At 62.2% G+C, this 19,326-nt stretch carries 20 protein-coding genes; 3 read left to right on the forward strand and 17 right to left on the reverse strand.

The features are described from left to right. The first annotated feature begins 344 nt into the window (after positions 1 to 344). Both KEM60_RS14805 and KEM60_RS14810 read left to right on the forward strand, forming a co-directional pair. Entirely contained in the window at positions 345 to 518 is a 174-nt protein-coding gene (locus tag KEM60_RS14805; protein ID WP_219108610.1) for a hypothetical protein, read from the forward strand. Between the two features lie 577 nt (positions 519 to 1,095). Further along, entirely contained in the window at positions 1,096 to 1,902 is an 807-nt protein-coding gene (locus KEM60_RS14810; RefSeq protein ID WP_219108613.1) for a hypothetical protein, read from the forward strand. Here the strand turns inward: KEM60_RS14810 and KEM60_RS14815 are convergent. From KEM60_RS14815 to KEM60_RS14895, 17 genes are all read right to left on the reverse strand, one after another. Further along, positions 1,875 to 3,098 (reverse strand): type III PLP-dependent enzyme, encoded by a 1,224-nt coding sequence (locus tag KEM60_RS14815; protein ID WP_219108615.1) that lies wholly within the window; start codon positions 3,096 to 3,098, stop codon positions 1,875 to 1,877. The two genes, KEM60_RS14810 and KEM60_RS14815, sit on opposite strands and share 28 nt — an antisense overlap. Next, positions 3,098 to 4,834, reverse strand: coding sequence for an IucA/IucC family siderophore biosynthesis protein (locus tag KEM60_RS14820; RefSeq protein ID WP_219108617.1), 1,737 nt, complete (start codon positions 4,832 to 4,834; stop codon positions 3,098 to 3,100). Before KEM60_RS14820 ends, KEM60_RS14815 begins: the two co-directional genes overlap by 1 nt. Then, complete coding sequence (locus KEM60_RS14825) at positions 4,834 to 6,198, reverse strand: MFS transporter (RefSeq protein ID WP_219108619.1); 1,365 nt, start codon at positions 6,196 to 6,198, stop codon at positions 4,834 to 4,836. Before KEM60_RS14825 ends, KEM60_RS14820 begins: the two co-directional genes overlap by 1 nt. Further along, complete coding sequence (locus KEM60_RS14830) at positions 6,195 to 7,958, reverse strand: IucA/IucC family protein (RefSeq protein WP_219108620.1); 1,764 nt, start codon at positions 7,956 to 7,958, stop codon at positions 6,195 to 6,197. Before KEM60_RS14830 ends, KEM60_RS14825 begins: the two co-directional genes overlap by 4 nt. After that, on the reverse strand, positions 7,955 to 9,142 hold the full coding sequence (locus KEM60_RS14835) for an acetyl-CoA carboxylase biotin carboxylase subunit family protein (RefSeq protein WP_219108623.1): 1,188 nt from the start codon (positions 9,140 to 9,142) through the stop codon (positions 7,955 to 7,957). The genes KEM60_RS14830 and KEM60_RS14835 overlap by 4 nt, the downstream gene beginning before the upstream one ends. Before the next feature lie 105 nt (positions 9,143 to 9,247). Then, positions 9,248 to 10,138, reverse strand: coding sequence for a class I SAM-dependent methyltransferase (locus KEM60_RS14840; protein ID WP_219108626.1), 891 nt, complete (start codon positions 10,136 to 10,138; stop codon positions 9,248 to 9,250). After that, on the reverse strand, positions 10,131 to 10,514 hold the full coding sequence (locus KEM60_RS14845; RefSeq protein WP_255574720.1) for a cupin domain-containing protein: 384 nt from the start codon (positions 10,512 to 10,514) through the stop codon (positions 10,131 to 10,133). The genes KEM60_RS14840 and KEM60_RS14845 overlap by 8 nt, the downstream gene beginning before the upstream one ends. Positions 10,515 to 11,024: 510 nt before the next feature. Beyond that, positions 11,025 to 11,591: a PIN domain-containing protein gene (locus KEM60_RS14850; RefSeq protein ID WP_219108632.1), complete on the reverse strand. Its 567-nt coding sequence runs from the start codon at positions 11,589 to 11,591 to the stop codon at positions 11,025 to 11,027. Positions 11,592 to 11,594: 3 nt separating this feature from the next. After that, complete coding sequence (locus tag KEM60_RS14855) at positions 11,595 to 12,089, reverse strand: helix-turn-helix domain-containing protein (RefSeq protein ID WP_219108635.1); 495 nt, start codon at positions 12,087 to 12,089, stop codon at positions 11,595 to 11,597. 355 nt (positions 12,090 to 12,444) lie between these two features. Then, complete coding sequence (locus tag KEM60_RS14860) at positions 12,445 to 12,594, reverse strand: hypothetical protein (RefSeq protein ID WP_219108639.1); 150 nt, start codon at positions 12,592 to 12,594, stop codon at positions 12,445 to 12,447. Between the two features lie 101 nt (positions 12,595 to 12,695). Next, on the reverse strand, positions 12,696 to 13,274 hold the full coding sequence (locus KEM60_RS14865) for a hypothetical protein (protein ID WP_219108642.1): 579 nt from the start codon (positions 13,272 to 13,274) through the stop codon (positions 12,696 to 12,698). After that, the gene (locus tag KEM60_RS14870; RefSeq protein WP_219108643.1) at positions 13,271 to 14,551 is read right to left on the reverse strand and encodes a hypothetical protein; all 1,281 of its coding nucleotides are present in this window, start codon (positions 14,549 to 14,551) and stop codon (positions 13,271 to 13,273) included. The genes KEM60_RS14865 and KEM60_RS14870 overlap by 4 nt, the downstream gene beginning before the upstream one ends. Positions 14,552 to 14,556: 5 nt before the next feature. Next, positions 14,557 to 15,204, reverse strand: coding sequence for an ATP-binding cassette domain-containing protein (locus tag KEM60_RS14875; protein WP_219108645.1), 648 nt, complete (start codon positions 15,202 to 15,204; stop codon positions 14,557 to 14,559). Between the two features lie 265 nt (positions 15,205 to 15,469). Beyond that, complete coding sequence (locus KEM60_RS14880; RefSeq protein ID WP_219108647.1) at positions 15,470 to 16,051, reverse strand: hypothetical protein; 582 nt, start codon at positions 16,049 to 16,051, stop codon at positions 15,470 to 15,472. Further along, positions 16,048 to 16,464 (reverse strand): MFS transporter, encoded by a 417-nt coding sequence (locus KEM60_RS14885; protein ID WP_219108649.1) that lies wholly within the window; start codon positions 16,462 to 16,464, stop codon positions 16,048 to 16,050. Before KEM60_RS14885 ends, KEM60_RS14880 begins: the two co-directional genes overlap by 4 nt. Positions 16,465 to 16,769: 305 nt before the next feature. Then, entirely contained in the window at positions 16,770 to 17,429 is a 660-nt protein-coding gene (locus tag KEM60_RS14890; protein ID WP_219108651.1) for an RloB family protein, read from the reverse strand. Then, positions 17,429 to 18,709 (reverse strand): ATP/GTP-binding protein, encoded by a 1,281-nt coding sequence (locus KEM60_RS14895; RefSeq protein ID WP_219108735.1) that lies wholly within the window; start codon positions 18,707 to 18,709, stop codon positions 17,429 to 17,431. The genes KEM60_RS14890 and KEM60_RS14895 overlap by 1 nt, the downstream gene beginning before the upstream one ends. A gap of 145 nt (positions 18,710 to 18,854) precedes the next feature. On the opposite strand from KEM60_RS14895, the gene KEM60_RS14900 reads away from it, so the two are divergent. Continuing rightward, the gene (locus KEM60_RS14900) at positions 18,855 to 19,208 is read left to right on the forward strand and encodes a hypothetical protein (protein WP_219108654.1); all 354 of its coding nucleotides are present in this window, start codon (positions 18,855 to 18,857) and stop codon (positions 19,206 to 19,208) included. Positions 19,209 to 19,326: the final 118 nt, after the last annotated feature.

The raw sequence follows: 19,326 nt of genomic DNA on the forward strand, positions 1-19,326 counted from the left end.
AGTCTGCTAACCCAATGATCTCAAAGCGGCCGATGTTTTTATATATGTGTATGGTGACAGGTGTGTATCGATTGTTTCCCGGGGTGCGGGACATGGGCCTCTAACGCCTCGTGAATAACGCCCTAAACATAGAGGGTTGAATGCTGATCGGGCCATCGAACAATGTTGGCATCGCCTCAGGAGGCCCGCTGTAGTCGCCATCCAGGGTCCTCGATGACTGAGGGGGGCGCTTAGGTCGTTGAGGCTGTTCAATCAGGTAGGTCGGCCCTTCGGAGATCGAGACGGAACTGGCGGAGGGTGCCGTTGAGCACCCTCCGGCAGTTAGGGCCAACGAGAGTAAAGTAATGCGCACCAAGGTAGGGCAACTCCAGCAGAGGAGCGTCATCGTGATGCCCGACGGCGCAGAGGGTGCGGACCGGGCAGGTATGGATGGCCTGGAGGAGGCGATGGTGCTTCTCCAGGCGGCATACGGCAGCCCAGGAATGACACTGAGCTGTTTTTTCGCCATTGGCGAGTAGCTGCCGTAGCGTGCAACGATGGCGGCGGATTCGGCGACGAACTGGTGTTTATCACCTGATCGGCATATCCTCCCGTGAAACCTGACTTGCGGTCGCCACCGATCGGCTTCCACCGCTGTCACCTGCGACAATGAGGTGGCGGAAAGATGGTGTACGGCGATATCTACCGTGGCAAAACGGGGATGATCTGCGGGTTCCTCACACCGATACTCAGGTCACCGAGGAGATGCAGCCATTCTGCGTAGGTGGTGATGTCGCTCGGCCCATTGCGGGAACGGACTGAATGACTGGTCAGAGTCCGCGCCCGTGGCGGTGGGTTGGGGTTTTCCTCCCAGGGGCGATGGTGGTTGCTCGACGTCAATGTCATGTGGTGCCGTCCTTGGCTTGATTCGCATCCTGCTCTGGAGCGCTTGCCTGAAGCAAGCACCCCTTAGCAGTCATCCAAGCTCATGCGTGTCACGTTTGGGGCGTTTTCGTCGCGAAAATCGCCTGTTGTATCCCTTCTGGCTGAGCACGTGCAGAGGGTGACACCCTCCCCGCAGTGAGTTAGGTTAGGCTTACCTAAGGAGGCTTCCAGATGGAATCTGCTGACCACCGCCCCGACGTCGCGCTGGGGCAACGACTCGCCGAACGCATGATGGCAGGTCACGGCACCGCCGACCTCCACATCTTTCAGGGCTCTCGCTGTCACCCCCTGCACTCGATCACTCACGCCCGCAGCGGCCGTCATCTGGCGATGGTCAGCACTGCCGCCGACCTGCCCGCAAGCATGGTGATCGGCGCCGACGACACGACAGACATCCGGATACACCTCCATCGGCAAGCAGATGTCCCTGACGCCCGAATCGCCCTGGCTGACATCCACGGCGCCGGTCAAGCTCGGGTCGTCACACCCGACGAAGCATTCGCCATTGCCGAACATGTCGGCGGGATCTTTGCCACCACTGCGATGCGGCCACACCATGTGGTGATCGACGTCCTCATCGACGTAGCGATCCTGCAAGGCCCGCTGGGGACCCAATGCGTCAACCTGACCCACGAACCGTCCTGGACACCGCCGTGGACCACCCTCGAGGCCTACGACCAAGCCCTCTCACTGGGCGAGTGGTACCTGGGGCATCTCGCCGACGCTGTCATCGACGAGACCCTGCCCGGCTTCCATCAACCAGTGTGGGTGTGCTCCGAACATGACCACCCTCTAGAAGGCCGGATCTTTCCAGTCGACATCGACGCCTGGGGTGCGCTGCTCTTGGATCTGCGGAACGACCCTCCCCAGAACGTCTACCTGCCGTTCGGGACCCCAGCGACAACTCTGGAAGAGGTTGCCGACAACCTCGACGAGATGTTTGACCAGACTCAGCCAGTGGCTCGCTGGTCGAGGTAATGGAAGGTCGGTGCCGGGTGCATGAGGAAGTCGTGATGCGAGATGTTCCACGCGTACGCCCCGGCATGGCTAAAGACCACCCGATCCCCCGCCCGTAGCCCACCCGCGGGAACAACCACCCCGCGGGCCAGCACATCCTTAGGAGTGCACAGCTGACCCACGACAGTGCAGCTCTCCATGGTGGAGACGCTGCGCGGCCACGGATAGGGCCAGTCCTCGACGGGCAACACCACGCATGGCTGGTCATGCCCCTTCGTCGCTGGAGTCCGCAAATGATGTGTGCCGCCGCGCACCACAGCGAAATCCTCACCATGGCTGTGCTTCACATCGAGAACCTCAGTCACGTAGTAACCGCAACCAGCAGTCAGAGATCGCCCCGGTTCGATGCGCAATCGCAGCTGCGGGTGCTGCTCAGCGAGGGCGCGCATCCCCTCGCCGTACGCCGCCCAATCAAAGACTGAATCGGGGCGACGATAATCCACCACCATGCCACCTCCGACGGTGACCTGCGTGAACGAACACCGGTGTCGGGCAGCCAGATCCACTGCCCAGGACACGACACTGGCGGCGACCGCCAACTGGGCGGACGCGTCGAGCCCGCTGGCCAGGTGCGCGTGGACGCCCCGCACATCCAGATGAGTGAACTGTCCCGCAACGAGCGCGCCCATCGCCCGGTCGGCGTCACACGGATCCATACCGAACGGGGTCGCGCTGCCACCCATCGCCAGGTTCCCCTCGTCGAGGGTCCCATCAGCGACAGGGATATTGAGACGCAACAGGATGGGCACGGTCCGTCCTGGAGCGTGCTGCGCCGCCAGCAGGTCGAGCATATGCAGTTCGTGCAGGCTCTCCACGTGGAATATCTGCACGGCACGACGCAACGCCTCGATGACTTCGTCGCGAGTTTTTCCTGGACCGCCAAAAGCCACAGCGTCTCCGGGGACGGTGTCGGCGACGTGGGCGAGTTCGCCGCCCGAAGACACCTCGTAGCCATCAACGTAGGGACGGACCGCGGTGAGGATCCGCGGGTCAGGGTTCGCTTTGGCGGCGTAATACAGCTCGACCTGCTCTGGAAGAGCAGCCCGTACGGCGCTGACATGGCGACTCAACACGTCCAGGTCGTATACGTAGGCGGGCAGCGCGGTGCCAGGCAAGGCCTGGACGACGTCAAGGACATGATCAGATGGCGCGGTCATCACATGTCTCCCTGCTGGTAACGAGCTGCAGCCAGCGGCGATGGCATCCGGACATACCCTGCGTGCCGGTCAGCTTTCCGAGCCCACCTGGTCAACAGATTCGTTTTCGCTGGCAGCGGCGCGCCGTCAAGGAGATCCATCACCCGCTGGGGATGCTGATGAGCATCGGCGTAGTCGACCAGCACCTCTCGCAGGTCCGCCCACAGTGTCTCTTCCACATCAGGTGCGAGATCAGCGAGTGCGGAGAGGACTTCGCTGAGGTGGTTCACGAACAGGCAGTAGGTGACGCGGTCCCAGCCGCGGTCGGCGTCGTATGTCATCGCGTCGGCGACGTCGGCGGGGAGCCGGCGGAGGAGGTCGTGGTGATGTTCGGGAAGGAGCTTGGTGCCTTCAAGGTCGCGGAAGATCATGTGAGTGGGCCTGCCGTGAGGGTCAACGCCGACGACGACGTTTTGCAGGTGGGGTTCGAAGACGAGCCCATAGTCGAGGTAGGCGCTGAGCACTGGGGGGACGAGCAGCCGCAGGTAGGTGTCCCACCAGCGGCGGATGCCAGTGATGTCGGCGTGAGCGAGCAGATGAGATAGGTGTGCTGGCCCAGTGGGGTATTCGTCAGCGATAGCTCCAGCAAGTAGAGGGGTGACCCCGGGGCTGAGGTGGTGGTCGAATCCTTCCCGAACGATGACTCCAAACCCTTCGAGGAGAGTCCGGTCGGGCTGTCCATCAGGGCCGGGAAGGGCGATGCTGCGATAGGCCGGTTCACGGAGCATGCGGAAGCCGGGGTAGCGCTCTTCGAGGCTGGTGAAGATCGGTGTGAGTTCGCGGGTCATGGCGACGGCGCCGGTGAGTTCGTAGCTGGCGTTTTTGCGGACACAGTTGGTGATGCGCACGTCCAAGCTGAACTTTAAGAAGTCAGTGCCGTCGTAGAGGGTGCGCACCGAAGCGGTGGCGGCGTAATCGTGGTCGCCGGGTCCGAGGTCGATGATGTCGCCCGCGGCGAGGGCCTGGTGCAGCGGCGGGTGGTCAGCGAGGAGTTCCCGCTGCCAAGGGTGGACGGGCAGCAGTCGGTAACCGTCCGGGACGTCGTCACGGCCGTGATCGAGGGCGTCGACGGTGGCGATGCCTGCTTCGTGGTGGTGGGCTGTTTCTTGAATGACGAGGTGGTCACGGACGGCGAGGTAATGCAGGGGGAACGCGGCCCCCATTTCCGGGGCGTACGACGCCCAGGAGGTGGGTGCGCCAGTGCGTGCTTTGGGAGTGGGATGGAAGCGGTGCCCAAACAGCAAGGACTGTTCGGATTGCAGGTAGGGGCTGCGGGTGGCGTCCGGCTGTGTGGTGGGCTCAGCGGCGAGGGTCGCAGCGATCGCGTCGTAGCTGGAACGGACCTGATCGAGGAATTCGTCGTTGTCGACGCCGGTGCGGGCACTCAGTTCAGCGTGGATAGCTTCGGCGAGTCGTTCCCAGCCGATCGGGCTCCACATGGTGGCTTGTTGCTCTTCGACCAACCCGTGAAAACGGTGCGCACCAAAGACCGAGGTACGCCGCAGGGGGATGCGCAGCACAGTGGCGGTGTGCACCAGGCGGATGAGCAGGTGGTCGCCGATGATGTCGGCGTGCCCCTCCGGCTGGATCACTTCACGGAGCAGGGTGTTGAGCAGGGTGTGGCAGACCACGTCGTGCGCGGTGGGCAGCCGGTCAGGGGTCGTGGCGGGACGGGTGGGGGCGGCGGTCAGGGACATCAGCGACTCCAGCGCAGACGGGATGGGCGGGTAGGTGAACGTCGCACCAGCGGGGGTAGCACGATGAGAGCAGCGACAGTGAACGTCGCGGCAGCAGCTCCGACCAGCAGAGGCGCGGCCGGACCGATGTAGGCGTTGGTGAGGGCGGCGGCCACTCCAGCGAGGACCGCTCCGCTTTTGGAAAAGAATTCGAGGGATCCGAAGAGCCCGCCAGCGGCTCGTCCGCGAGCGCACCGAGAAGCAAGTTCGGCGAGGCACAACAACCCCAGGGTCAAGCCGATGCCGAGGAGTAGACGGGCGACCACGAAAGCAGCTAGGCCCGTGGCGACACTATGCGCACCTAAACCAAGGATGAGGACAGCAAAACCGATGGTGAGTCCTGGCCGAGGGTGCCGGTGACAGATCCCGTGCAGACTCATCGCGGTGAGGAGATAACACAGGTGAGGCAGGGCAAACAGCACCCCGGACATCAGCGGAGAAATCCCGGGAAGGCGCTGGCCCACGAGGGAAACCAGATAAGGAAACGAGATGACGGTGGAAAAGACAAACAGGCATTCCAGCGCGTAAAGACTCCACAGGGGTGGCGCAGCCAGGCCCGTGACCTGCTGATTCGCGGGGGCTGGCGTCGACGGGCCCTGAGTCTGCGCAGCTGGTGCCACCGCATCGGGAAGCGGCTCCCCCAGCGGCGTACCCGCTTCGCGCCGCTCAGGCCGTGTTTGATCGCCGTGGCGGGATTCGGGAAGAAACATGATGATCAGCGCCGCGCTGAGTGGCAGCACCGCCAAAACGGCGTACTGCCGGTGCGGTGAAATCCACGGCGACAACCCACCGACGACAATCGGCGCAAACACCAACGCAGCTCGTGCTGCACCTTGCATGACCGACAACGCTTGGGACAGGGCCCGCCCGTCCAGAGTCGCTGCGAGATACCCATTGGAGGCAGCGAAAGTCCCACCAAGGATGCCCTGCAGGATCAAAGCCACCGCGAAGGTGCCAATCGAATCAGCCCACCCAGCGAGAAGGAAAGCCACCGTCAGGCCGAGTTGCGCTCGCAACAGCAAGCGTTTGCGCCCGAAGGTGTCCGCCAAACGCCCCCACAGAGGCGCACCGACCGCAGAAAACACGGTGGGGACGACGTACAAGATCCCCGCCCATCGACCAGTGTCATCGCCCAGGCCGGGGAGGATCACCGTGAGATACGGCGGCAACCCGAGCGCCGCGAACGACGCCACGAAGTAGGAGCCGGCAATGATCCCGATGTGCGCGGTCGTGTGCGGCGATGCCCCCGCCGCCTGGGCTGCATCTGTGGTGTGAGACGCGCTACGGGGTGCGCGGTCGACATCCGCCGATGACGCTGACTTCATCGTCTGACCTGCAGATAGTTCGGACCGACGGTGTAATGCTTGTTGATGTCGGCAGCTCCAGAACGTTCCTTCGTGAGCAGTGTCCCGGCACTGATCATCGCTTTCACCGGCAGCGTCACCCGGTCCAAGACGTGAGTGCGTAGAACTGCGCCTGGCTCACCAGGAGCTGACCCGATCCGGTCGCAGGCTTCTCGCAGCCGGTCGCGGATCATTGTCTGCAGCACACCAGGGGCGACCCGACCATGTTGGGTCAGGCCGAAAGCGTAAGCACCGGCGCACAAATGCACCGTGATGGTGGTAAACAGGTCGGTCAATGCGGTGTCATCTGCGCCGCAGATCCGCGAGTCGTCAAAAGCACACAGATCGACCGCATCGGCGCCGAGAGTGGCGAGCAGCCGAGATGTGTGCACCCGCAACCCGTCGTCGTCCTTGAACAGCAACCTGACCCGGACAGCGCCGTCCGGGTGATGATCCAACGCCACCGAAATGTTTTGCTGATGCGATTCCAATGCGATGCCATACGCAAAAAGCGTGGCCTGCCAGTCGAAGAGCACCTGCCACAATCGGTCGAGAAGATCGACAGGGTCACCACCAGTGAAATGATCAGCGAGCGCGTCAAGGACCAGCCGCCCGTCAGGCGATTCCGCGAGCAGTGCTGCCAACGGGACCACGACAGCGTCATCGAGACCGTCAGGCCATTGACGAATCAACGCGCCGATCAGCTCATGACCTGCATGCAGATAGCACTGCTCGTCGGCATGGACGATGACCCCCTGGAAGCGGGGTGTGCGAGCGATGACCGCCTCAAGGAGACGTTGCCCCATCGCACCGTCCACCAGCGTGCCCGGGCTGATGGTCCGACGGTTGCGAGCGCCGAGGGTGGCGGTGGCCAAGGGCAGTTTCAGGTGCACCTGTGGGTTGGCGCTGACCGACACGGTCCGCATGGACAAGGTGGGAGCGACGTTCGTGGCGGTGGCATCGATCAGGTGAGCCCGTCCGGTCAGGCCGGTAGCCTGCAACGCCTCATCTAGGGCTGCGCCGACAGTGAGCGGATGGACCGGTACGGCGACGTACTCGCCAGCGTGGGGAGGTGTGCCCGCGGCTGGCCACCATTCGGGCCGGTCAGGCCCGGTGACCAGGTCGACAGCGGGGCCGCTCAGGGCCTCACGGGGCACAGCTAACCAGCGCAACTCAAACGGTGCAGCGCTCTCCGGGGCGTACCGCTGCAGGTCGTCCAGAGACAGTCCAGACCGGCCACGAGCTGTCGGATAGACCGGATGGTCCAGACGGGCTGCCAGTGCATCGAAGCCCAGGCTGGCAGTCCAGCCTCGCCATTGAGCCACGTCAGCGCCCTGCCGCTCGACAAGATCGGCGTGGACGGCATCGTGAGTGTCGGCGTGGAACTGCATCGTCGCCACGGTCTGGTCGCATTCGGTGACGAACATGGCAAAGCCAGGCCGGTCCGCTGGGGCCGCCAAGTCAGCAAGGACGGTGAGGATCTCCTGGCAGGTCCGCAATTCCTCACCGGCAGGTTCCACCCGGAGCAGCGGTAACCGCGCGTCGTACCAACTCTGGAACCCATCCGGGCGGACCGGGACGAGCAGGTGTCGCTCCGGGTCGCTTACTGAAAGCTGCAGCCACAGCCCGTCGGGGCGTTCGACGACCTCGGAGTCGCTGCGCAAACCCACCACGTCTTCGCGCACCAGCGCGGAAAGCACTCGCAGGACGAGGTCGGCCTCGACGGTGTGCCCGGTGCTCACGCGGTGATCTCCCAACGGTGCGCAGCGCGAAATTCCGCAACCGCCCGGTCCACCGTGTCTTGGTTGGGTCCGACGGCGCGGATCACGCCGAGATAGTCACGGTTGGTGTGGTGAAGCGGATGGGTCTCCCCGATGTCACGCAACGGCCGGTAGCTGAGAGTGACGTCGCTGACGGACAGGTCCGTCGCTGCAGGTGCGCTGCGGAGAGTGCCGGCACGGTCTGCGCATGGATAGTCGATCCGCGCTGCCCGATCTCGCCGGGTCTGCAGATCCACCGGCAGCTTCTCGCCGAGATGCAGCCGCAAGGTGTGTTCGAAATACGGGATGTCGAGGAGCTGCGCGAGCAGCAGATCACACTGGTCGCCTATCGCCCGATAGTTGACTTCCACCAACCGTGCCCGGCCTTCGTCGACGACGTACTCCGTGTGACAAGCACCAAAATGCACACCTAACGAATCAAGCTGGGCAAGCACCTGACCGGTGATGTCAGGGTCAGGGTGCGGTGTGAACGCCATCCGCTCTTCAATGAAGTACGGCAGCGGTGACAGCTCCGTGTGGAAACCGCCCAGAACGTGACGGGTCACGCCATCACCGAGAGTTTCCATAGTGTGCAACTCCCCCGGCAGATATTCCTCCACCACCAATGGCACACCAGGGCGACGCTCCCGGATCTCCTGACACAGTCGGCGCGCCTGGTCGATGCTCTCCGCCAGGACGACGTCCTCACTAGCAACGCCCTCACGGGGTTTGATCACGCACGGCACCGGGACGTCGAGAGTGCGCAGGTCCTCGGTCGCGGAGACGTCGAGGCTGCGGACCGTGTCGATGCGGTGCGCAGCCAGGTGGCGACGCATCAACGATTTGTTTTTGCACCGCAAGGTGGCCCGCCAGTCTTTGCCGGGCAACCCGACATAGTGGGCGGCGAGCGCGGCTGAGGTCTGCAAATGGTCGCTGTTGGTGAAGATCGCGTCGGGGGTGGGCGCGTCGACGAGGGCGTCGATGACGGCGCGATGGTCACGGACATCGCAGCCGACGACGGTGACATCGCCGTCGGTAACGAGGTGTGCGTCAGGTTGGTCGGTGAGGAGGGTCACGGTGAGCCCGAGAGCGGCGGCGGCGGGGAGGAATCCGTGGGTGACTGAATCGGTCGGGTTGAGGGCGAGCAGGGTCAGCCGTGGCGACAAGGTGATCCTCGCTGGGGGGGTCGACAACAACAGGGAAACATAGGTTAGGCAAACCTAACCTAGCAAATTCTTTGACAGATCAAGGAATCCCGACACCTGGACCGGTCAGACTGGCTTGCGTGCGACGATGGCGATCGCAGCCAAGCTGTCCTTGTTGTCCCGGAAACTGGTGCGCATCTGCGCGATCCGCTCCCGCGCCGCTTTATTGCGCAGCACATTGGCCATGAAACGTGCTGCGCCGACGAGCCCTTCGTCCGCGACGACTCGGCTCGGCTCCAGCAACCGCATCGGGGCCTGCTCAGTCCACTCCACGGTGAGCCCTGCATCAGTGAGCAGCCCGGTCCAACCGTCGAGAGTCAGTGGTCGGGCCCCAACTTTGATGGTGCGCGAAATCTCTTTGCTGACCGGGTCAGATGGACCGCCATCGCCATGGCAGGCGAGAGTCGCCTCATCACCGACACGCAGCAACTCGTGAATGGCGTAACGGCCGCCGGGCGCGAGGAGACGGGCCGCTTCAGCCACGATCGCAGCTTTGCCATCAGGGCTGTGCATGGTCAGCATCGCTTCCCCGACGACCAGATCCGTTTGCCCATCGGGTAATCCGGTCGCGGCGGCGTCAGCTACTTCGCATCGGGCCTGCGGATGACGGTCCAGGACAGCGCGAAGCGCTTCTTGACCTTCCGGGTTGGGGTCGACACCGACGTACGACGTGGGGGTGACGGCGAGCAGCAGCGCAGCGGTCTTGCCCACTCCAGGGCCGAACTCCACGATGCGGTCATCACGGTGAGGTGCAGCCTGCTGGAGAAGATGACGCGTCAACGCGAGACCACCCGGTCGCAGGACCCGTTTGCCGAGGCTGGCCAACAACCAGTGACCTTGCATGGTGCGCTCTGGTGGAGCACTACGGGGGCTATCTGGACCAGACTGATCTGTCGCCGGTGCGGCAGCCGCATCATTTGTCGTGGTGGCAGCCGGGTCGGTGCGAGCTTCACTCATCGCGGTCTCCACGGATGTCAGTGATGGCAGCGCGTGCGGTGTCGACAGCTGGGACGTCAACCATGGTCAGGGTGAGCCGTGAAGGCGCATCTGCGATCACGCTGTGTGGGGCGTGGGGTGCAAGGTAGACAATGTCGCCGGGATCAAGGCGATACTCAACGCCATCAACGGTGAATCTCATGAGCCCTTCGACAAGTTCGCAGATCACGGCGCGCGGAGAGCTGTGCTCAGTAAGTTGCTGCCCTGCATCGAAGGTGAACTGCACGACCCGCAGACAGTCGTTGTGCAGCAAGACCCGAGAGGTGGTGGAAGCGGGGACGACAGGCAGTTCGGCGGCGAGTTGGGCGCGGACCAGGGACTGCGTATGAGATGACATCGAGGCCATTGAGGGTCCTTTCCGAGGGTCGGTCACGTCGGGGTGTGGCGCAGCCAGGACGCGACTTCACCTGACCCGACCAGGGCAGGAATGGACGACGTACGGCGCTGACAGTGGAGACCTGTGGGGGCTGTCGGCGGTGACACCCCCATCGCCACCCCGACGTAACATTAGGTAAGGCTTACCTTACTACTTTGGGGTGAGTGAGGCGAGGCCCCACAGGTCATCACCAACGACCCACACCCGCCAGATCCACACCGGGGTAGCCACCACATCAATTGAGGGGCACACACCACAGCACCCTGAGGAACACTCCCTCGGCGGCACCCCTTACGGGTCATCGATATCTTCCAGCAGATCCTGGTGAGGCGACACACCCAACTTGTCGATCCACCAGACTGATGCCATCTATGACGGGGCCAACCTCAGTGATTATTTTGCACGCGATTTTGAGGTCGGTCAGCCGCACCCGCAAAGCATGCACCAACGCACGTCATCAATCACGCACTCTTACCACTGAGAAATATCAGTTTTCCGTCTGACTTCGGTAGCAAATCGGGAAGCTCCTGATCTCTCCAGGGAGGCGAGAAGCCCAAGCGGAGTGAGCTTGGGTCGACGCAAATCGGCAGCCTGATTGCGCAGCGCTGAGAAAACGATGTTGGGGCAAAGGTCTAGCTGATCCAGCAGGAAGTCATCCGGCAGAACTGCCGTGATGTGGTGCGGTTCGACGCTGGCGCGAGGAAAATCACGCAGGTTGAAAGTTACGATGAGTTGACAATCAGAGTGGACTGCCGCAGCCAGAACATGGCGATCTTTCTGGTCGCACGCCATTCCGTCAATCAGGGACTCATAGCCAGTAACCCTTGCCTCAGGAAATGCGCGGGTCATGGCTTGAACACGCCGCATAGCTCCCACATCGCCGACATTCGGGAGCTTCGCAAGATTGCGTTCCAGCTCGTCAAGAACGTGGGCGCTCCAGTGAAGTCGGAAGGCTTCTTGCTCAGCGATCCTGAGAATAAGGTCCGCGAGAGTTGCTGGATAGAGAGCACAGGTGTCGAAGAAAACTGGAAAAGACATGAGTCACCGCAGCACCGGGGGAATCCCGTCCGTGGCTTCATACAGGCCGACCTCTTCGCTCGCCTCAACCATGTTTTGCAAAGCGTGGCGCCGCTCAGTCCGGGAACGTTGCTGGTACTCGAGTAGGTCACTGAGGCGCACGTAACGGTGACGACCAGGCTGCTCCATGGGGATCTCTCCACGCTCCAAAATGCGCACCAGCGTGGGACGCGAAACTCCCAGGAAGCCTGCGGCTTCCTGGGTGGTCAGCATCGCATTGAGGGGTGCAACGTTGACAGCCCTGCCCGCGCTGAGAGCGCTGGCCACGTGACGCAGGACGTCCACCATAGCCTCCGGTAACTCATGCTGTGTCCCGTCGGCAGAGATGATGGCAGGGCGACGTTCAGGGATCTGACCTCCAGCGCGCTCGAGAGCGGCCACAAAATCAACAATCTCAGCCTCATGCTCTTGATCAGGCAAGTAGGTGCGAGAGTCCGCCGATGCAGAGGTGCGAGCCATGCAGCCATCCTACCTTAAAACGAACAAAACGAACGATCCGGCCCTCAGGCCGATTATCGCTCCGCGACGGCACCATCTAGCGAATTCTCACAGCCGCAGCGGCTTGACGAGGACCATAGAGACACCTCCGGGATCGACAGCGCATGCACGCAGGGGCAGCCAGGCGACCTGGGTACCCGCTGCACTCAAAGACGGCCAGCAGGTGCCGGCCCTGGGAGCCAGTCGATCCTCGATAGATCAGCTCGCCGCGCGCGCCGAGCCTCATGGATGCCGAAACGGTGAAGGGCGGCGCCCAAGTCCTTGCCCGCGCCGGTGAGGAAGCACAGCCATGCATGTAGAGGGTGCCTGAGCTTGGTTAGTGCGGGTAAGTCTGGGGTAGTACCACGACGAACTCGCCGTGTTCGTCGATGGTCATGAACCACTCGGCGGGATCGAACCCGGTGTCCGCTGTGCGGATGAGGTCATGCAGGTCGTTCAGGACCGCCGCCGGCGTGGATGGAACCACCCCATTACTCGGCATAAAACTGCCATTAATTTCAGAGCTACAAAAGCGAGGAAGATGTCATCCGCATCAGCACTTCGTGGAAGATGAAACTAGCTTGCTATTCAGTCCAGATATTCCTGTCGTTGACGACGATGTCGCTCGACTCCCCACAGAGCCAGCGCCAGGACGACACCGACGTTCGCTGGGCTGGCTGGCTGCAAGGGCAACGCCCATAATGCAACGTCGGCAAGCGATGACCCACCGAAAAGCAGGCAGAACGCCGAATAGACAATTGGCACAATCCAACTTAAGGGCCCCAGTTCGGGGAAGAAGATGAGGCTTAACGCGCAGGCAAGCAACGCGTTGCGTGCCAGGATTCCACCGTCGCCACCAACTGAGGAACCCACTATTCCGACACTCGTTGAGATCAGCACCGCCGTCACGACCAGAAGCGAGAAGTCGTACTTCCCGATCATCGGGGAGGTCACTTCAATATCCCGAGCCGGCCTGGCGGCCATCACGAGGTAAGGGACTGCGAAACAAGAAACGCCGAGCACCCGGAAAGGTACCCGGTTCTCAGGGACGTCAACGGCGCCGAGTCCCACCCATAAAGCACCCAAGGGTGATGCCAGCACCATCAGGATGATCAGGGTGAGGACTGCCCCCAGACCTAGACGGCGTGCTTTGGCAAACAGGATCATGCTGCGCCGTACCCTTTGGGCAGGGGTGGTGCAGCACATGTCGACAAACGATCAGCGGCCACCTTCAGCCACGTGTTCACATCAGCAGTGGATTGCCGCCGTAAATAGTGCGTGACGGGATGATCAGCTGCTGGCAGCGGCATCTGACGTGCGGAGCGTTGCGCTGCCACGGCGATCACGATCTCTTCCCAAGGCGCCTCCGCACCTTGGGGGTCTTTTATCGACGGCAGGATGATGCAGTCGTCGGCGTAACGCACCAGAGCAGACCTGATGAGCTGGTCAAAGATGTCGGCTTGGTTGACTTGTCGACCCAGCATGGTGAACTGATATGCGTCCTTCTGCGTGGCCAGTCCAGATTCAGCGAGGATCGGCGGGAATGGCGCAGCATCTCCTACCGCGGACTGTGCCTGTCGATACACCTCGGTCAGTGGGGGCAGAGCGGCGTCATCCTCCGCGTAGACACAGACCGATCCACCCGTTTCGAGCCGCACACAGCGGTGGGGGTCGCTGGATCCTTTCGGTCGGGCGAAATCCAGTTCACCGGCAGCACGAGGAGCCGCAGCAGCCGCCCCGACAGCGAATGCCGCCAACACCGACACCATGCGCACCCACCACGGGGTACGCCGATGAGCGACCATGCAGATCACGGCCACAGAGCAGAGCAGACACCACCCGGTCGCGACCGCTAAATGCGTGACATGAGGCGCCAACACCGGGTCCCAGGTCTCCTGGATCACCGGAACCAGGCGTGCACACCAGGGAATTCCGGTATAGAAACCAGCAAAAGCGGCGGCGTAAAACACGATCACCGCACATGTCGCCCCGAGGACGCCCCCGAAAAGTAAGCCACAGGCTGCCCCCAACGCCACCTGCATCACCTGCAAGCCCAAAGTGAGAAACACCAGCCACGGGCTAGGCAGCGAAGGATATGTGAGATAACTGCGGCAAGCAGCCGCCGCAAACAGCACCAACGTCGTCAACCACGTCACCGCCAGAACAGGCCACACTGACCGCAGAACGATGGCGGCAGCAGACCGTGAAGAAGCCCGCTCCAACTCGCTGACACCTTCGCGTGAGCTGCGTGCCGCTTCCCACGCGCTCAGTGCAGTGGCGGCTAAACCGATGACTAGGGCGGTAGTGACATGCACGCGCAATGCCGTCGAATTGGGTCGCCCCAGAATGTCGGGAGCGGGGTTGATGGCGAGGGGCCATAGCATCGCCGTACCTGCGAGGGGGATCACCCTGAGCGTTCGGGGAGCGAACGGTACGGCGATCATTGCGCTCACCTTTCCTGCGCCGATTTCAGGACACTTCGATACCCCAGAAGCAGTTTTTCCGTTGTGGGTTCACCATCACACAAAACAGTCATCTCGCCGGTGAACCGCACCTGTCCCTGCTCGAGCACGACGACGTAGGGGCAGGTGCGGACGAGGTCTTCAGCGAGGTGGCTGCTCAACAGGATGTCTTTGTCACAGGCGATTCGGGTCAGGAGGCTCTGAAACTCGTCGCGTTCTTCCATGTCCAAACCGGTAGTGGGCTCATCGAGGAGCAGCAGCGGAGGATCCCCGGACAGCGCGGCCGCAATGCTCACCCTGCGTTGCATCCCGCCAGATAGCTGACTCATCCGGGAATCGGCCCGATGCTCCAATCTGACCTGTTTCAAACATTCGTCCGCATGACATCGCGCCGCGCGTGACGACATTCCCTTGAGCCACCCGGCGTAAGCCACGAAGTCACGAGCTGACATATGCATGATCAGCGCCCTATGTTGAGGGACGTAGCCCACCCGACCAGCAGTTGGCTCATCTCCATAAAGCACCGTTCCCTGATCTGCTGACAGCGCGCCCGCGATGACCTTGATCAGAGTGCTTTTGCCTGCCCCATTGGGTCCGAGTAACCCCACCATGCCACGGGGCAAGGAGGCACTCACTTCATGGAGAGCCTCCCTGCCACGAAAACTGTGGCTGACTGAGGTGATGGTCAGACCCATGGGATGTCAGCTGTTTCCCTTCATTCAGGCTGCAGTCCCATCGAAGATTACGCACTCTGTGCCAGCAGCGCGTGCGGACACGCTGCTGCGTCTGATTCTCCCGAAGACGTGAGGATAGCTCGGCCCAGCTCACCAGGGATTTTAATGTTTTCATATGGCATGGTGGCTACATGTGCGTATCTAGGATTCTGTACGCCGACGACGATCACGCCCCGAGTGGTTGGCTATTCAGCCCTATGCGACTCTGGGTGAATGTCAGCTTGCCGACGATGAGGTGAGCTACTCCTAGGAGCAAAGCGGCGACTGAAAAAGAAGCCCACGTGCAGGTGACGCCAATGCTGCTGATGAGTTGAGTGCCGAGCGGCGGGCTCACTACGGCGGCGATCCCCCAGGTGACACCGTAGGCCGCCATATACCGCCCGCGGGCGGGAGCTGGACCGATTGCAGCGATGAGCGCGTGGGCCCGACCCAGCAGTAAGATATCGCCGAGGCTCCACACCACCGTAGCCAAAATAAACCCTGATAAGGAGTCGGCCAATCCGTTAAATGCGAAGCCGGCACCCAAGAGCACAAAGCCAAGCGCCATAGCCCGGAAGGGATCAAGGCGCGCGGCAGGCCCCGTGGTGAGAAGAGGTACGGCGTCAATGACGAAGAGTAGCAGCAGGTCGATCCCGCCCACGACTGCAGCGAGCAGGCCAGCTAACACGCTCGCGGCGGAAATAGCCGCTGAGTACAGCCCATAAGCCACGACTCGGTCCTTATCGGCGTGCACCAGGTCTGCCATCATCGCTTGAGATGGTGACTCATAAATGAGAATCCCATGAGAACCGCTGCAATGGCCGCAGCAGAGAAGCTATCTGCCGCGGCGAGCACCAGCTGAAAGGCAGCCCTGAGGATGAGACCAACAACAATCGTGTTGCGATGTCCGATCATGTCAGTCACGTAGCCGCCAACAATTCGGGAAGGTATGGTCGCCGCTCCGAAAAGCGCCACCACTAGCCCAGCGGCGTTCATTGACGCCCCGAAGTTGTCGGTCAGCACAACGGCGAGAAACGGCAGGGTGAATGCACCAATTCTATTTACTGTGCGCGCGACGACAAGGACCCACATCTCGATGGGAAAGCGTCGGCAGGAATCAACAAAGTTTTCACGCTTTGAGGTGAAATCCATGATCACGATGATCGTCTCATCACAGGACACCTGGACTTACTCATCAGCCTTTCCCACGATCTTATCGCTGAGGCCATAGCCCTCGGGCGTGACGTACCGGACCTGCAGCCCAAGCGTCAGTGCTCAGTCCAGAGCGAGGGAGTCAGCTATGTTGTTTTCTTCTCCCACGTCAAGAAAGCAGCGACCTGAAATGGGCCCACGATGCAAGCGCAAAGTGGCGAAGTCGCACCAGTCCTGGACCGGATGTTCGTTGCTGGACACCAGGGTCGTTTCTGCAACGTCTATCCCGGTGAATGGCCTTCCCCGCCGATGGCGTTGAGGTGGCCTCGGGTGGGTCACCTCGTGGTGACGTTCTGGTCCGCGAGTGGCTGCGCGGCCTTCATGAGGTCGCCGACGAAGAGATCGAACGACGAGGAGGGGTTGTCATGCGGGAACCCCGACCCGTCTTTGATGTGCTTGTCTCGGAGTTTGCGCGCTCGGCGCACGGCGTCATCGATATGCGGCCGGTACTTCTCGGCGTCAAGGTGCTTGAGGTCGCTTCCGTCCAGATCCCGCCGCAGGCGGATGGCCTCCTCCGTCGACAGGGATTTCGCGCAATCCCTGAGATGCAGGATGAGCCACAGCTCGAAGCAAGGGTTGCTGACGGCGATGTGGACGCCGTTGTCTCGCGCCTTGACACAGGCGTCCGCAAGATGCGGATGCGGCTTCGGATTCTCGACGTCGAACACGCACCAATACTCGTCGATGTCGAGGTTGGAGCGGCGTTTGTCGTCACAGGCCGAGGTGACGAGCGTCAGAGGCGTGGCCCCTCGCTCCTCAACGGAGATCGCAACCGAGGTCGACGCCTCAACCTCGGGCAGCCGACGGATGAGATCAATGTACTCAGGCTCAGTTGCCTCTCCTTCGGCGTAGATGCGAAACGTCCTCTTGACTGGACGCACTCCTGTGGCCCGTTTGAGCTTCTTGGGCCGCCCCCGTCGCTCTTTGGCCGTCATCAGAGGATCCCCAGAGCCCGAAGCACCTCGGGACGGGAGACGTCCGGCAGCCCTCCGAAGCGCCCACTGAGGTAGCTGTTTTCAAGGTTTCTCGACTGCCGCACGAGACCGCCCGCAAAATCCGAAAGAGGCCCGAACTTGGTCGCACCACTCGCGTCCTTCTGCGCGAGCCACACCTCATCACGTTTGAGATCGTTGAGCAGGTTGGTGTCGTGCGTGGTGAAGATGAGTTGGGCGCCGTGCGGATTGGACCCCTGGCCTTGGAAAAGCTCAACCACTTTCGCCGTCAGTATCGGATGGAGGCTGGCGTCGAGTTCGTCGATGAGGACCACCGACCCTGTGTCAAGCGCTCGCAGTACAGGGCCGATGAGTTGGAACCAGGTCTGCGTTCCGGCCGACTCTTCCATGAAGTCCAGGGGCATCATCTGCCCGTCCGCCTCGTGCAAGAGATACACCGACTTCCGCAGCCACGGAGTGCGTGTAGATGCCAAGTCGTCCTGCGGACTCTGTTCGGTCTCGATCTCGACGTCAGCGATACCCAGATCAGCGAGGCGGAGTAGCGATATAGCACGATCCCTACGCATCTGCGCGATCGACTGCTGTTCGTACTCAGGGTCGAGATGGGGTTGATCGTCGTAAACCCCGGCCTCGAACAGCCGCATCGTCGTCCACGGAATGATGTCGCGCATCCGACTGGCACGCAAAGGCCGTCCGAGCGTGACCATGTTGATGACGGCGGCGGCGAAGGTCCCAGTCAGGGGCTCGTTGAACCGTCGCATGATGGACAGCGCCAACGACCGCTCCGTCAGCATCGCTCTCGTGCCCGACAGCTCACCGAGCCCCCGCTGGAGCGAGAGTTCGTGTCCGTCCCGCTCGAAGATCTTCCGGCGCCGCCCTGTGGGGTAGTGATAGAGGGCTTCGTAGGTCACTTTCTGGCGCCCGACGTCGAGAAGGTACTCGAACCGCACGCCGTCAATTTCCATCTCCAGCGCGAAGGACGAGTCGGATCCGGCTATCGCCCCGAAGGCGAAGGGCTCGACCGGGATGTCATCCTCCCACGCACGCAGGGAGTTATGGACTGCATGGCAAAGCCACTGCAAGGCCCGCAGCATGTTGGACTTTCCCGACGCGTTGGGCCCATAAATCGCTGCCACGGGGAGGAGCGAGACACCCATCGTCGGCTTCTCACGCACAGTCCCACGGTCGTCCACCGCGACCATGGACAACTCCACAGGCTCGCGGATGGAACGGAAGTTCTCGACCTCGAACCGGATCAGCATGGCACTCACCTACAATTTGATACCGAATTTTGTCTCAATGGTACGGAATAGACCTCAAAACTGCGGCGATACCGCCAGCTAAGGCGCAGAGCGCGTGCACGTCATGACGACCCGACCATGCCCGCGGCCTCCGGCGCTGCAAAGGATGGCAGGGGCTACACATACTGAGACCGACGTCTGGGCAGAGCAGCTGCCGAGATGTGCCCTGGCAACACTCGACGTAGAGCCCGCTGGGCAGCCGGACTCTGCGTTCGTTCATTGGTCCCCACTGCTCGCTGCGAACGAGGCGCCCGTCCGGGCAGGTCGCGGCGATGAAGTCGGGCGATCGCAGGTGCGCTTGGGCTTCGTCGGTGAGGACGACGAGGTCGACGTCGCTGGCCATCCGCCGCCGTCCACAGCACCCCCCCCGCTGCCTTCGGCGTGTCGGCAGCAGCCAGCCCTGTCGAATGACTCGATGGTGCGGTGGCGAATGCTGACCTGCACGTTCTTCTTGGGGTAGGCGTACGCCCACTGGTCTACAAGCCACGTGCGTAGGTAGTGGCCGTCGGCGCGCGGGACCGCTCGGTGAGCCACCCACGGCGTCGATATGGGCAGCTTGCAGCGGAGAGTTTGCGTTG

It is taken from the genome of Austwickia sp. TVS 96-490-7B (genome assembly GCF_019331795.1).
In the GTDB taxonomy this organism is placed as follows: domain Bacteria; phylum Actinomycetota; class Actinomycetes; order Actinomycetales; family Dermatophilaceae; genus Austwickia.

Coding starts and splice junctions, on each gene's coding strand:
- KEM60_RS14890 (WP_219108651.1), bottom strand. CDS start 17,429: ATGACGGCCAAAGAGCGACGGGGGCGGCCCAAGAAGCTCAAACGGGCC.
- KEM60_RS14855 (WP_219108635.1), bottom strand. CDS start 12,089: ATGGCTCGCACCTCTGCATCGGCGGACTCTCGCACCTACTTGCCTGAT.
- KEM60_RS14880 (WP_219108647.1), bottom strand. CDS start 16,051: ATGATGGCAGACCTGGTGCACGCCGATAAGGACCGAGTCGTGGCTTAT.
- KEM60_RS14870 (WP_219108643.1), bottom strand. CDS start 14,551: ATGATCGCCGTACCGTTCGCTCCCCGAACGCTCAGGGTGATCCCCCTC.
- KEM60_RS14865 (WP_219108642.1), bottom strand. CDS start 13,274: ATGATCCTGTTTGCCAAAGCACGCCGTCTAGGTCTGGGGGCAGTCCTC.
- KEM60_RS14820 (WP_219108617.1), bottom strand. CDS start 4,834: ATGTCCCTGACCGCCGCCCCCACCCGTCCCGCCACGACCCCTGACCGG.
- KEM60_RS14845 (WP_255574720.1), bottom strand. CDS start 10,514: ATGTCATCTCATACGCAGTCCCTGGTCCGCGCCCAACTCGCCGCCGAA.
- KEM60_RS14900 (WP_219108654.1), top strand. CDS start 18,855: ATGGCAGGGGCTACACATACTGAGACCGACGTCTGGGCAGAGCAGCTG.
- KEM60_RS14815 (WP_219108615.1), bottom strand. CDS start 3,098: ATGACCGCGCCATCTGATCATGTCCTTGACGTCGTCCAGGCCTTGCCT.
- KEM60_RS14805 (WP_219108610.1), top strand. CDS start 345: ATGCGCACCAAGGTAGGGCAACTCCAGCAGAGGAGCGTCATCGTGATG.
- KEM60_RS14810 (WP_219108613.1), top strand. CDS start 1,096: ATGGAATCTGCTGACCACCGCCCCGACGTCGCGCTGGGGCAACGACTC.
- KEM60_RS14850 (WP_219108632.1), bottom strand. CDS start 11,591: ATGTCTTTTCCAGTTTTCTTCGACACCTGTGCTCTCTATCCAGCAACT.
- KEM60_RS14895 (WP_219108735.1), bottom strand. CDS start 18,709: ATGCTGATCCGGTTCGAGGTCGAGAACTTCCGTTCCATCCGCGAGCCT.
- KEM60_RS14825 (WP_219108619.1), bottom strand. CDS start 6,198: ATGAAGTCAGCGTCATCGGCGGATGTCGACCGCGCACCCCGTAGCGCG.
- KEM60_RS14840 (WP_219108626.1), bottom strand. CDS start 10,138: ATGAGTGAAGCTCGCACCGACCCGGCTGCCACCACGACAAATGATGCG.